Raw genomic sequence first — 13,844 nt, 5'->3', positions numbered from 1 at the left:
GCTGGCGTGCCGGCGGATCAGAACTTCTCTACGGCCCAGGCGATGCCGCTGGCGTACTCCGGCGGCAGCATTGGCACCAGCGCCTCCAGCGCTGCGGTCAGCCGCGCGCTGTTGCTGTCGGTCAGGTTGAGGTGTCCGACCTTGCGGCCCGGCCGCACCTCTTTGTCATACCAGTGCAGATGCACCAGCGGCTGCTGCAGCCAGCTGCTGTTCAGCGCGGTACCGATCAGGTTCACCATCACCGACGGCGCGAACACCACCGGCTGCGGCAGCGCCAGGCCCAGCACCGCGCGCAGGTGCAGCTCAAACTGGCTGATTGAGGCGCCGTTCTGCGTCCAGTGCCCGCTGTTGTGTACGCGCGGCGCCAGCTCGTTGATCAGCAGGCCTTGCGGCGTAACGAAACACTCCATCGCCATCACGCCGACATAGTTCAGCGCCTGCATAATGGCGCCGAGCATCGCTTCCGCCTGTGCCTGCTGCGCCGGGTCCGCCTGCGGGAAGGCGACGCTGGTGCGCAGAATGCCATCCTGATGCAGGTTATGGGTCAGCGGGTAGAAGACGGTGCTACCATCCTGACCGCGCGCGCCCACCAGCGACACCTCACCGGAAAAGTTAATGCCCTGTTCGACGATGCATTCGCCGTAGCACTCATCCGGCAGCGCATCGGTCTCACCCGCGCGCAGTCGCCACTGACCGCGGCCGTCATAGCCGCCGGTGCGGCGCTTAACGATCGCCAGCTCCCCCAGCGAGGCGAACACCTGCGGCCACTCGCTCTTGTCAGCCAGTAATTGCCAGGGGGCGGTAGCGAGATTCAGCTGGTCGAGCAGCTGCTTTTGCGTCAGGCGATCCGCCAGGCGCGGGAAAATATCGCGATTTACAAACGCCGGATGCACCGCCAGCTCGCGGGTCAGCGCGGTTTCTGGCCAGCGTTCGATTTCGGCGGTGATGACGCTCTGCGCAATCGGCAGCGCGTCGGGTTCGGCGTCAAGGCCGACCGGATAGACGGCGATGCCCAGCGGTTCGCCCGCCTGGCGCAGCATACGGCCCAGCTGGCCGTTGCCCAGTACGCAAACCGGCTTCATGCTTCCTCCCGCGGGTCCGGGTTATTCAGCACCTCGTCGGTCTGCGCCTGTCGCCACTCGCCGAGGCGCGCGGCCAGCGCCGCATCGTGGATTGCCAGGATCTGCGCCGCCAGCAGGCCCGCATTGGCCGCACCCGCTTTGCCGATGGCCAGGGTGCCGACCGGAATGCCGCGCGGCATCTGTACGATAGAGTAGAGGCTGTCGACGCCGCTCAGCGCTGCGCTCTGCACCGGCACGCCCAGCACCGGCACCAGGGTTTTCGCCGCCAGCATGCCCGGCAGATGCGCCGCGCCGCCCGCGCCCGCGATAATCACCTGATAGCCGTTATCGGCGGCTGTTTCGGCGAAGCTGAACAGTTTGTCCGGGGTGCGGTGTGCGGAGACCACTTCAACGTGGAAGGGCACGTCCAGGCTGGTAAGGATTTCCGCAGCGAACTGCATGGTGGACCAGTCACTTCTGGAGCCCATTACAATAGCAATGCGGGCCGGGGCGGCGTTGGATGACATGCGGTCAACTCCTGTGAATAAACAAACGAACCTGGCCGGTCGGGCAGGTAAAGAAGGGCACAGAGAATAACATGAGAAAGGCGTAAGGAAAACGGTTGCGTCGCGGCCGTTCCAGCATGTTTAGCCGCGTTTTAGAAGTCGAATTCGATAAGGCTGATGCCGCTGGCGTCGAGCTGGATCATTGAGCCGCGCTCGTGCCACGCTCCTAATACCGCGCGCTCGGCAGGCGCTCCCTGCAGCGTAAAGCGGTGAATGGCCGGACGATGGGTGTGACCGTGGATCATCAGCCGGGTCTGCTGGCGCAGCATCGCCGCCTCAACGGCGTCGGCGTTGACGTCCATAATGGTAAGCGACTTATGCTGGTTCGCCTGTTTGCTGCCGTCGCGCATGCGCGCGGCGATACGCTGGCGGATAAACAGCGGCAGGGCGAGAAAAAGGCGCTGCAGCCAGCGCTGATGCACCTTAGCGCGAAAGCGCTGATAGCCCGCGTCGTCGGTGCAGAGGGTATCGCCGTGCAGGATCAGCACGCGGTGACCGTAGCGCTCCAGCACCTGCTCTTCCGGCAGCAGCGTCATGCCGCTGGCGCGGCCGTAGGCCTTGCCGAGCAGGAAGTCGCGGTTGCCATGAATAAAGTAGACCGGTACCGGCAGCGCGCGCAGCGCAGCGGCAACCTGCTGGTGCAGCGGATTGGGATCGTCATCGCCGATCCAGGCTTCAAACAGATCGCCGAGGATATAGAGCGCGTCGCAGCGCGGCGCTTCACGCGCCAGAAAACGCAGAAAACCGGCGGTGATCGCCGGTTCTTCCTGGCACAGATGCAAATCTGCGATAAACAGGGTGCGCGACATTACTCGCTGACGGTTACTTTCTGGATGACGACGTCATCTTTCGGTACGTCCTGATGCATGCCGCTGCGGCCGGTAGAAACCGCTTTGATTTTGTCGACCACGTCCATACCTTCTACAACTTCTGCGAACACGCAATAACCCCAGCCCTGCAGGCTTTCGTCGCGGAAGTTCAGGAAGTCGTTGTCGGCAACGTTGATGAAGAACTGCGCGGTAGCGGAATGCGGAGCAGAGGTACGCGCCATCGCCAGGGTGCCGCGGGTGTTTTTCAGGCCGTTATTCGCTTCGTTGCGAATTTCAGCTTTGGTCTCTTTCTGCTTCATGCCTGGCTCAAAACCGCCGCCCTGGATCATAAAGCCGTTGATAACACGGTGGAAAATAGTGTTGTCATAGAAACCTTCACGGCAGTATTCGAGGAAGTTTTGCACGGTAGCAGGCGCTTTATCGTCGAAGGTTTTAATTACGATGTCGCCGTGGTTGGTCTGGAAAGTAACCATCATTCTCGTCCTGTAAAGGTTGTCGTCAGCTCTCTGGCCGCCGCAAAGTGCGCTGGCCATTTTTGTCGACGCCCCTTATATCATAAATTCTGATGACGCGTCAGCACGCCCGCGGCGCTCTCGGCACGCTGCCGTCGCGCAAGCGCGAAAAATACGGCACAATAACTGAATAACCTGATAAAAGTGTTTACCGCACTCGTCTAAACGGAACTGTTCAATGCTAAAGATTTATAACACCCTGAGTCGACAGAAAGAGGAATTCAAACCTATCCATGCCGGTGAAATCGGTATGTACGTGTGCGGTATCACGGTGTACGACCTCTGTCATATCGGACATGGACGCACCTTCGTGGCGTTTGACGTGGTGTCGCGCTACCTGCGCTACTGCGGCTATCGTCTGAACTACGTGCGCAACATCACCGATATCGACGACAAAATCATTCGACGCGCCAACGAGAACGGCGAAAGTATCGAAACCCTCACCAACCGCATGATTGGCGAGATGCACAAAGATTTCGCCGCGCTCGGCATTCTGCCGCCGGATCAGGAGCCGCGCGCCACGCGCCATATCGCTGAGATTATTGAGCTGGTGGAGCGTTTAATTGAACGCGGCCACGCCTACGTTGCCGACAACGGCGACGTAATGTTCGATGTGCCGAGCGATGCCGATTACGGCGCGCTGTCACGTCAGGATCTGGAGCAGCTACAGGCTGGCGCGCGCGTGGAAGTGGCCGAAGCGAAGCGCAACCCAATGGACTTCGTGCTGTGGAAGATGTCGAAAGCGGACGAGCCCGCCTGGCCTTCGCCGTGGGGCAACGGCCGTCCGGGCTGGCATATCGAGTGCTCGGCGATGAACTGCAAGCAGCTCGGCGAACACTTCGACATTCACGGCGGTGGCTCCGATCTGATGTTCCCGCATCATGAGAACGAGATCGCTCAGTCAACCTGCGCCCACGACGGCCCCTACGTTAACTACTGGATGCACTCCGGCATGGTAATGGTCGATCGCGAGAAGATGTCGAAATCCCTCGGCAACTTCTTCACCGTGCGCGACGTGCTGGAGCACTATGACGCCGAAACGGTGCGCTACTTCCTGATGTCGGGCCACTACCGCAGCCAGCTTAACTACGGCGAAGAGAACCTTAACCAGGCGCGCGCCGCGCTGGAGCGCCTCTACACCGCGCTGCGCCACACCGACCCTAACGCCGAGCCGGCGGGCGGCGAAGCGTTTGACGCGCGCTTCCGCGCGGCGATGGATGACGACTTCAACACCCCGGAAGCCTATTCGGTGCTGTTCGATATGGCGCGCGAGGTCAACCGCCTGAAAGGGGAGAACGGCGACGCGGCGAACGCGCTGGCGGCGAAGCTGCGCGAGATTGCCAACGTGCTGGGCATTCTGCAGCAGGATCCCGAGCAGTTCCTGCAGAGCGGCGCGCAGAGCAACGCCGACGAAGTGGCGGAGATTGAGCGCTGGGTGCAGGCGCGCGCCGACGCGCGCAGAGAGAAAAACTGGGTGCAGGCCGATATTGCGCGCGACAAGCTCAACGAGCTGGGCGTGATTGTGGAAGACGGGCCGCAGGGCTCGACCTGGCGTCGTAAGTAACCGCAAAAAGGGCGCTCAGGCGCCCTTTTTTATGCCAGGCGGATAGCCTGAGCCTGCGGCAACCAGAGGGTGCGGCGGCGCTGGTGGAAGAGGGCGGTGTTCAGAGCGTAGCAGAGGCGAGAGGCGTAGCGGGGGCTGGCGCCTGCGGCCAGCTCACCCGCCTGCAGGCTGTTTATGCGGTAACGGTGATGCGCTGTCCGGCGAACGCGACGGTCTGTCCGGCAACAATTTTGCAGCGCTTGCGGGTTTCTACCGCGCCGTCAACGGTCACTTCGCCGTCGGCGATGACGATCTTCGCCTGTGCGCCACTCTCTACCCAGCCTTCCAGCTTCAGCAGATCGCACAGGTCGACGTGTGGGTGTTTACCCAGGCTAAAAGTCGCCATTATGCTTCCTCTCTGTCGTGATAAGTTTCGCACGCGTGCAGCGTGTTTTCGATCAGCGTGGCGACGGTCATCGGCCCTACGCCGCCCGGCACCGGTGTGATATATGAGGCGCGCTCCGAGGCGGTGTCGAAATCGACGTCGCCCACCACTTTGCCGCTCTCCAGTCGGTTGATGCCGACATCGATCACCACCGCGCCCGGCTTAATCCAGTCGCCGGGAATAAAGCCCGGCTTGCCAACGGCGACCACCAGCAGATCGGCATGCTCGACGTGATGACGCAGATCTTTGGTGAAGCGGTGGGTGACGGTGGTGGTGCAGCCCGCCAGCAGCAGCTCCATGCTCATCGGACGACCCACGATATTGGAGGCGCCAACCACCACGGCATTCAGGCCGTAGGTATCGATATTGTAGCGCTCCAGCAGCGTCACGATGCCGCGCGGCGTACAGGGACGCAGCGTCGGCGCGCGCTGGCAGAGACGGCCGACGTTGTAGGGGTGGAAGCCGTCAACGTCTTTATCAGGCGTAATGCGTTCCAGCACTTTGACGTTGTCGATGCCGGCCGGCAGCGGCAGCTGCACCAGAATGCCGTCAATCTCCCGATCGTCATTCAGAGCGTCAATCAGCTGCAGCAGTTCAGCTTCGCTGGTGGTCGCGGGCAGATCGTAAGAGCGCGACACAAAGCCGACCTCTTCACAGGCGCGGCGTTTGCTGCCGACATAGATTTGCGATGCGGGGTTTTCGCCTACCAGAACGACCGCGAGACCGGGCGCGCGTTTACCGGCTGCCATACGCTGCTTTACTTTTTCCGCAACCTCAAGGCGCACCTGCTGCGCAATCGTTTTACCGTCAATAATTTTTGCTGCCATCAGAGAGGAAATCCACTGTGTTGTGTTGATTCGGGGAAAGGCGCCTATTCTGTCAGAAGCGCGGCGCGCTGTCAGGTTCTGAATCGCCGCCCGTTGTCTGATTCTTCGGCATATGCATTGCGACAGCGGCCAAAATCGTTGACTCGTTGAGGTCTCGCCGTATAATCCTCGCCATCCCCGTGCGCCCTTAGCTCAGCTGGATAGAGCACCGGCCTTCTAAGCCGTAGGTCACAGGTTCGAATCCTGTAGGGCGTGCCATTTTCTCTTCTTAATATCCTTATCTCATTGCGTCAAAAGCGATAAAACAGGTTTAAATCTGCTGCCATTTTGCCGACTTATTATCGGTCAGTGACAGGCGCCGTAGCATAGTAGCCAGAGTTTATTATCGGCTGTTGAACCGGGCGAGTCGCATTTTGTATAAAAACGATCGCATCCCCGCTATTCCCTCTGGCAGGTGCGGGGGTGGGCTTGCTGCGCCTGTAACAAAGAACCCCCCATTTAAGGGGGGTAAAGGTATTTTACTTTTTAATAATTACCCTGGTGAGGCAATTACAGTTAACGTCATTTTTACTGTTTACTTTAGGGCTGGCGAAGAGGTTTTTTGCATCTGGCTTATGCTGCAACGCATCTTTCGATGCGCATGCCCTTACTTTTGCAAAGGCAGTTCGATATTTATCATACTTTGCAAAAAATAAATCCTTGTTCGCGGACAGAAGCGATCTCAACTTTTCCCACGAAGCGAGCCGCATAAATGCAGAGCAGGATTAAAATCATTTATTGCCGTCACTCTTTAGCGTAGGGGAAGACCAAATGGCGTCAGCTTATTCCCGGCGTTTTCTTAAAAAATCTAATCTTTTCAATGCATTGAAAGGGGTTTGGCATTAGTTGATGGCTTAGCCTGTTAATGATGACTTCCAGGGGTGCCATAAACCTTCAGGTTGACTGCCAGGGGCAGCATTTATTTTCCTTTTGATATTTACTGTTTCTCGGTGAATAGTTAGAACTCTTAATATCGTGCCTCTAATTCTTTTCTGGAAAAAAATTGATTCTCGTCAATTTTATTTGAGACAGATACGCTGCGCATGAAAACAGATATAAATTTTATGGATTTTGTTCCGATATAGCAGATATCCAGCAGGCTTTTCGCCACTGAGAAAACTGTTAAACAGGGGGCAGCATCAATGAAATTTATGAATATTCTCAAAAATCTAAAGATAGGCGGCAAGCTAACGCTCGGCTTCACGTTAGTTATTCTTGCGTCTGTTATTATTGCGGTGCTTGCGTTTCGCTGTTTTTTCAGCATTCAGGAAAACTCAGCCAAGCGTGACATTATCGTTGATATGGCCAATACGCTCAGTGACGCCAGACTCAATCGCACGCTGTTTCAATATACAAGGGATAAAAAGTACTTTGAGCTTAACGGGATGGCGATGAATAAGCTGACCGTAGCGAAGGATAACCTGGAGGAACACGCATGGTCTGCTGAAGGGGAGGCGAAAGTCGTTCGGCTCGAGCAAACGCTGAAAGCGTACCAGGATAAACGGGAGAGCTTTCTTGCCGCGACCAACAGCACCGACGGCGCATTAGCGGACATAACAGCGATAGCTTTTCCTCTATTTGCCGGGCAGCTCAGTGCGCGCGTGCCTGTTGCAACATCTGAAACAGCGACAACGCTTTTTTCCTTGATATCGAAACTTGACTCTCTCTCTTTGAAATTAAGCGACTATCTGAGAAAGCCAGATGAACCCTTGCTGAATACCCTCATCAGGCAGCTCGATGAAATTCAGCCGCTTATGGTGACAGCGGGCGCCTCTGATGACACTCAACTCAGTGGATTATTAACCGCTATGCTGCAGAAAAGCGCAGCCATGCCTGCTCTGTTGCAAAAATATTCACAGCAAGCCCTTGCAGAAAAAGTGGCCTCAGATGAGATGACCGGGGCCGCAGTGATTCTGAATAAAACGATGACAGATTTGGCGCTTTATCAGTCACAAATGGCTGGCAGATATATTCAGACGGCGCTCTGGCAGATTGGATTTACCACTATCGCCTGCATTGTGCTCAGCCTTCTGATTGCCTGGCAGATGACGCGCAGCATTACCCGTCCCCTTAAAGAAACCCTCTCTTCCGCGCAGCGTATTGCGGAAGGCGATTTGACGTCGGAAATCGCCAGCACGCGCGCTGACGAGCTGGGTCAGCTGATGACAGCCGTCAACACCATGAACCTGAGCCTTCGAACCATCATTTCGCGCGTTCGTGACGGGGTAAATGGGGTGGCGCGTGCCTCCTCGGAAATTGCCGCAGGCAATATCGATTTGTCATCCCGAACCGAGCAGCAATCGGCAGCCGTCGTTGAAACCGCTGCAAGTATGGAAGAGCTGACCTCAACGGTAAAACAGAACGCCGAAAACGCGCATCATGCCAGCCAGCTGGCAACTGAGGCTTCGCATAATGCGGGGCGGGGCGGGGAAATCATCAGGGACGTCATTGCCACTATGGGCGGCATCAGCCAGAGCTCCGGGAAAATCGGCGAGATAATTACCGTGATAAACGGCATCGCCTTCCAGACAAATATTCTGGCACTAAACGCGGCGGTTGAAGCGGCCCGTGCGGGTGAGCAGGGGCGTGGGTTCGCAGTGGTTGCCGGCGAGGTGAGGAATCTGGCACAGCGGAGTTCTCTGGCTGCAAAAGAGATTGAAACGTTAATCCGGGAGTCGCTGGATCGGGTAAACGGCGGAACTGAACTGGTTAATCGCGCCGGGGATACGATGCAGGATATCGTCCGATCTGTTTCTCAGGTCAGGGATATCATGGGCGAAATCGCCGCTGCGTCGGATGAGCAGAATCGGGGCATTACCCAGATTGCTCAGGCGATGACGGAAATGGATACCACCACACAGCAGAACGCGGCGCTGGTTGAAGAGTCTTCAGCGGCGGCCAGCAGTCTTGAAGAGCAGGCGCTTGGGCTGGAAAAAACCGTCTCCGTCTTCCGTCTGCCCCCCTCCACATCCGCCGGGCATAGCGTGCCAGATAGCAGAGCCAGCCTTAAAAGGCCGGTAATCGCTTCATCTGCTGAGAACAACTGGGTCACTTTTTAATTTAACAAAGCCCCTCGGGAAGAGGGGCGCAGAACGGCAATTCCGCCTGGTTCACTCCCCATCGGGCGCCAGGCGGATCGACATATAGCCGGAAACGCGGCTTACGGATTAAGGGGAGCAGAAGATTTATTCAGCCCTGTCGCTTTTCAGACAGCGATCCCTCGTGCTGACCACCCGGTTGATATCCTGCCTCTGGAAACAGACGCTCGGGCAAAAAGAAACAGGCGCCAGCTACCCTTATCAGCGTTCCGACGAAAAAAGAAAATTATTTATCAATAGATGTCCTTTGCCCACCAGACATATCATTTCAGTTTGAAAATCCACTCATTTTAAAATAATCCTGGATATACACCCCCTGAGCCGGATATATAGCCAAAGCTTCAGGTGTGCCCGATGTTATCTGCTTGCCAGGTATAAGATTTTTCAGGATCTATTTTCTGATTTTTAAAGGTTACCTGAACGACTGGAATAAGAGAAGGTATAATGCTCGCTTATTTTTTGTCATTCGATTTATTTAAAATAATCCTAATGGCTTTCCGGCATTCCGCTTTTTCAGCCGGAGAACGCCATTTGAATCAATGGAGTGATTATCTGCATGGTGGCCTGCTATCCACGTCGTCCTGAGTGTAAACGCGGATTTTATTTTGCCTTATTTATTCAGCCGGGACTGGCTGTCGCAAGCGTCAGTGACGCCCGCCACGACGCGCTTACGGTCAGAGAGAATGTTTATCGGGCGTTCCAGACGCAGCAGCAGCGCAGCGAAGAAGCGGCCCTGCAGACCCGAGCGGGCGCGGGCGCGAAACTGGCGCAGGCGCTCGGTCAGGATGCGTCAGCCGACCGTCTCGGCGCCGTCGGGGGCACCCTGGCTTCCGGGCTGTTTAGCTCTGCCGTTCAGCAAGGTCTGGCTCCCTTCGGCACCGCTCGTGCCAGGCTCAATTTAAGCAGCGCACATTTCGACGGAAGCGAATTCGATTTTTTACTTCCCGTTAGCGATACCCGCAGCCACCTGTTTTTTTCTCAGACGGGAATAAGGCGCATCGATGGCAGAACCATGACCAATATCGGTTTCGGTTATCGCTACTGGCCCTCAGAGCAGACCATGCTCGGCAGCAATCTTTTTTATGACTACGACATTAGCCGTAAACATAAGCGACTGGGCACCGGTCTGGAATATGGTCGCGATTTTTTTCGCCTCTCTGCCAACGGCTATTTTCGCCTGAGCGACTGGAAACGCTCGCGCGACTTTAGTGATTATCACGAACGCGCGGCGAACGGCTTTGATGTACGCACCGAGGCGTGGCTGCCCTCGTTACCTCAGCTGGGCGGCAAGCTCTCCTGGGCACGCTATTATGGCGATCGGGTCGGCGTATTCGGGCCGGACGATCTGCAAAAAAATCCAGAGCTGTTTACCCTGGGCGTCAGCTATACGCCCGTGCCGCTGGTGGGCATCTCAATGCAAAAAACGCTTAATGCCCGCGGCGGGCGCGACGAATTCTCTGTCGGCCTTAACCTCTCCTGGCAGTTCGGCACGCCGCTTAAAACCCAGCTCGATCCCGACCGCGTTCGCTTTAACCGAACGCTGGCGGGATCGCGTTACGATCTGGTGGATCGAAACAACGTTATCGTCCTTGAGTATAAAAAGGATCGGCTCTTTTCTATTACGGCCAGTCAGAGCGTATCGGGCATCGAAAGCAGCAAGCTGATGCTCAATCTCAATATCACTTCACGCTATACCGTGACCGGCATTGGCTGGCAGGGGGATGACTTTTTTGCCGCTGGCGGCAGCGTTTACTATGCAAACGGCGGCTATCAGCTCTCTCTGCCCGAATGGCGTCCTGCTGGAGCCAATCGCTATCAGCTGGTCGGGCGGGCGCTAGATGAAAAGGGCAATCAGTCAGACCCCTTCCGCGTTGAGGTGGAGGTGCTGCCGCTGAATGTCAAAATCTCGCTGGCCGGGGATCTCAAAGGGGAAGAGGGGCAGAGGCTGGCGACGGGGTTGAATGCGCGCAGCCTGGGAGGCGCGGTCAGTAAAGTAGAGTGGAAGGCGCCTGCGTTTCTCGCTGCCGGTGGCAAGTTTATTCAGACGCAGCGGGCAACAGAGGAGAGCCTGAGCCTGAACTATTACGTCGTCCTGCCGCCTTACCGCGCTGACGGTGAAAACAGTTACCCGGTGGAAGTCACGGTCACCGACAGCGAGGGCAATGTCTCTAACACCGCTTCGGCAAAAATCGTGGTTGAACCTCGCTCTATCGTCCTGACGCTGCCGCAAACGCTGTCAGGCACCGAGGGTACCCGTGTCGCGCTACCGCTCAAGATCGCGGCGAAAACAGCGATCACCCGGCTGGAGTGGGAGGCACCGGAGTTTATCGCCAGCGGGGGGAAAGTTGAGGTGGAAAAAGAGAGGGTGTGGCTGACGCTACCGGCGTGGTCGGATGGCACCGCCAACCAGTATACCCTTTCGCTGACCGCGGCGGACGACCAGAACCGCCGTTCGCTGCCGGTCACCACCCGCATTTCAGTGGCCTCGGCAAGCATCAGTCTGGTGCTTGACGACAAGCTGTCAGGAAAGTCGGGCGATCAGCTTGTGGTGGCACCGCAGGTCAGCGCTCAGGGCGGCATCGATCGTATCGAATGGCAGGGCGAAGCCTTTTTCAACGCGGGAGGCAGCATTAGCCAGGATGGCGCAAATGGCTATCGCTTCACCCTGCCGCTGTGGAAAAAAGCGGGCGATAATCGCTATACCCTGACCGCGGTAGCCTGGGATAAACAGGGACGTTCATCCCGACCCGTCAGCGTCACGCTGGAAGTGCAGCCGGTGAATATTACCGTAACCGCGCCGGACACCCTGACGGGCACTGAACAACAGAGGGTGGATGCCGCTGTCAGCGTCGTTACGGAGGGGACAGCGGCCGGTGAAGTTCAGTTCAGCGCTGAGGAGTTTATCGCTGCCGGGGGGAAAATTGCCGGAACCATGCCGAATTTCCATTTCACCCTGCCGGAATGGCGGGCGGGCGCGAGTAACCACTACGCCATTGTCGTTACGGCTAAAGATGCCCTCGGGAACAGCAGCGAACCTGTGACCATGGACGTTTCCGTCAGCCAGGCTCCCTTCACCCTGACGGCTGATACCGCGCTAACCGGTACCGAGCGCGCAACCCTGGTGGTCTCGCCGGACGTGCAGAGCCTGTACGGCGTGGCTCGCTATGAGACTGACGCCTCAGCGTTTCAGGCGGCAGGCGGCGCGATTGAGGAGAAAGAGGGGGTCTTTCATCTGACGCTGCCGGGCTTTGAGGTCGGCGGTGAAAACCGCTACCCCGTCACCCTTCGCGCGGTGGATAAGAAAGGCAACCTTTCAGCGCCGCTGGCGCTCAATGTCGTCGTCACTACCCGTCTGCTGGATGCCAGCGGACAATGCTCGGTGGTGGGAGGCGGTAGCGGTTACGCCGCGCGCGTTGATAAAGCGAGCGTTAACTACAAGGAAGCTCGGGATTATGCCACGCTGAAGAAGCTGGTCGACGCGGGCACCGACTATATCTATATCCCCGGCGATGTCGAAATCGAGCTTCCGGTGAAGCAAAATGCGCTGTTTATTAAAACCGGCACCACCATCTTCAGCGATCGTGGCCTGAACGGCAGCGACGGGGCGCGCCTCAGTATTCCCTATCTCGGTGAGCAGAAAAATGCTTTCCCGATTATCGCGATGGACAGCCGCTCGCGCATATCGGGTATTCGCTATGAAGGGCCCTATAAAGGAACCGATACCGACAGCTCTACTATCGGCATACAGACCGTTCCGGGCAGCCATGATATTGAAGTGGACAATATGGAGCTGTGGGGCTGGCCATGGGCGGCGGTTAGCGTAAAAACCGCCACCAACGTGCGCGTTCACCACAGCTATATTCACAACAATATCAAATCTGAACTCGGCTATGGCGTGGTGACCCAGAATGGCAACGCAACGGCGGAGATCGCCTGTAACGTCTTTAACAGCAACCGACATTCCATTGCCGGCAACGGACGATCGGGCGAGGGCTATGCGGCGCACCATAATCTGGTGCTTAACGGCGGCAAAGAGGGCGCTTATCATCAGTTTGATATGCACCGCTATGGAGACATTGCCGGCGAGTTTATGGAGGTGACGCATAACTGGTTCGACTACGGCGAGCAGGGCACCAGTAATCGCTCCTCAATCGGCGTACGAGGACAGCCTGAGCGTGGGCCGATTATCGTGACGGATAACTGGTTCACGCACCCGTGGAAAAATGACTCGCAGTATGCTGTCGCAGGCCAGTATGGCAGCTGGGTGCCGACCGTGGAATCGATACTTGCCACCAACAGCTTTAGCGTGAAATTTGACTATCTGAATAAAGGAAATAACCAGTGCGTTATTGACTGGCTCAATAATAGTCAGGGGGTTAACTGTTCAGGCGTGGGTTACTGAGCGATCGGCGCCGCATAGATTATGCGGCGCCTGTGCTTTCTGCGGCTGGCCTTTCCTGTCTCCTTCTTATCCTCTGCTGGTTAACCGATCGCTTCCTTTATTTCCTTTCCGCCAGCCTTTTCCTTACTCTATTATTAATTTACCTGCGTGACTAAATATCAGCATTGTCTTAAACGATCGGGTCGACCGAGCTGCAAACAGGATTTTGCCATACGCCTGATTTGCCCCTTGCTGATAAGAAAATTACACAGTTTGATGCAGGTTAATTAAAGCAATCAGGCAAGTTTCTGCATAATTTGATCTGGATTACTGTTTTTTTAATGGTTTGATTTTACTGGCTTTTAATGGGGATCTGGCCTTTGCGCAGCAGGAAGAAGAGGTCATTTGTAAAATTAAATCTATTTGTGTATTCGGGTTATTAGCGGGGATTAAAGTATTGTCCTGACTATTCCTAAATTACATCCGTTAAGATAGTATTTACGCGCCATTTAGAATCTTCCTAACCACATGATTAAGCTGGT

9 protein-coding genes and 1 tRNA gene are annotated in these 13,844 nt (G+C 56.5%); 4 read left to right on the top strand and 6 right to left on the bottom strand.

Features of this window, described 5'->3' with window-relative positions:
• Nucleotides 1–17: 17 nt before the first annotated feature.
• From purK to ppiB, 4 genes are all read right to left on the bottom strand, one after another.
• Nucleotides 18–1,082 (bottom strand): 5-(carboxyamino)imidazole ribonucleotide synthase, encoded by a 1,065-nt coding sequence (gene purK / locus LB453_RS16960; protein WP_103795049.1) that lies wholly within the window; start codon nucleotides 1,080–1,082, stop codon nucleotides 18–20.
• A complete protein-coding gene (gene purE / locus LB453_RS16955; RefSeq protein ID WP_103795048.1) occupies nucleotides 1,079–1,588 on the bottom strand; it encodes a 5-(carboxyamino)imidazole ribonucleotide mutase in 510 nt (169 codons plus the stop codon). Before purE ends, purK begins: the two co-directional genes overlap by 4 nt.
• 131 nt (nucleotides 1,589–1,719) lie before the next feature.
• A complete protein-coding gene (gene lpxH / locus LB453_RS16950; RefSeq protein ID WP_103795047.1) occupies nucleotides 1,720–2,436 on the bottom strand; it encodes a UDP-2,3-diacylglucosamine diphosphatase in 717 nt (238 codons plus the stop codon).
• On the bottom strand, nucleotides 2,436–2,930 hold the full coding sequence (ppiB, locus tag LB453_RS16945) for a peptidylprolyl isomerase B (RefSeq protein WP_033752889.1): 495 nt from the start codon (nucleotides 2,928–2,930) through the stop codon (nucleotides 2,436–2,438). The genes lpxH and ppiB overlap by 1 nt, the downstream gene beginning before the upstream one ends.
• Before the next feature lie 217 nt (nucleotides 2,931–3,147).
• On the opposite strand from ppiB, the gene cysS reads away from it, so the two are divergent.
• On the top strand, nucleotides 3,148–4,533 hold the full coding sequence (gene cysS / locus LB453_RS16940; protein WP_103795046.1) for a cysteine--tRNA ligase: 1,386 nt from the start codon (nucleotides 3,148–3,150) through the stop codon (nucleotides 4,531–4,533).
• A gap of 172 nt (nucleotides 4,534–4,705) precedes the next feature.
• Here the strand turns inward: cysS and ybcJ are convergent, their stop codons facing one another.
• On the bottom strand, nucleotides 4,706–4,918 hold the full coding sequence (ybcJ, locus tag LB453_RS16935; RefSeq protein ID WP_048781499.1) for a ribosome-associated protein YbcJ: 213 nt from the start codon (nucleotides 4,916–4,918) through the stop codon (nucleotides 4,706–4,708).
• Nucleotides 4,918–5,784: a bifunctional methylenetetrahydrofolate dehydrogenase/methenyltetrahydrofolate cyclohydrolase FolD gene (gene folD, locus LB453_RS16930; protein ID WP_103795045.1), complete on the bottom strand. Its 867-nt coding sequence runs from the start codon at nucleotides 5,782–5,784 to the stop codon at nucleotides 4,918–4,920. The genes ybcJ and folD overlap by 1 nt, the downstream gene beginning before the upstream one ends.
• A gap of 181 nt (nucleotides 5,785–5,965) precedes the next feature.
• Here folD and LB453_RS16925 point away from each other — a divergent pair.
• The 3 genes from LB453_RS16925 to LB453_RS16915 all read left to right on the top strand — a co-directional run bounded on the left by LB453_RS16925 (nucleotide 5,966) and on the right by LB453_RS16915 (nucleotide 13,323).
• Nucleotides 5,966–6,042 (top strand) — tRNA-Arg (locus LB453_RS16925).
• 923 nt (nucleotides 6,043–6,965) lie between these two features.
• Nucleotides 6,966–8,882, top strand: a complete 1,917-nt coding sequence (locus LB453_RS16920; protein ID WP_411970175.1) for a methyl-accepting chemotaxis protein — start codon at nucleotides 6,966–6,968, stop codon at nucleotides 8,880–8,882.
• 583 nt (nucleotides 8,883–9,465) lie between these two features.
• Nucleotides 9,466–13,323: an inverse autotransporter beta domain-containing protein gene (locus LB453_RS16915; protein ID WP_224481527.1), complete on the top strand. Its 3,858-nt coding sequence runs from the start codon at nucleotides 9,466–9,468 to the stop codon at nucleotides 13,321–13,323.
• Nucleotides 13,324–13,844 lie beyond the last annotated feature (521 nt).

Source organism: Pantoea agglomerans, from assembly GCF_020149765.1.
Taxonomy (GTDB): Bacteria; Pseudomonadota; Gammaproteobacteria; order Enterobacterales; family Enterobacteriaceae; genus Pantoea; species Pantoea alvi.
Note: the sequence above shows the minus strand (reverse complement) of the source record. Positions and strands in the feature narration are given on the sequence as shown.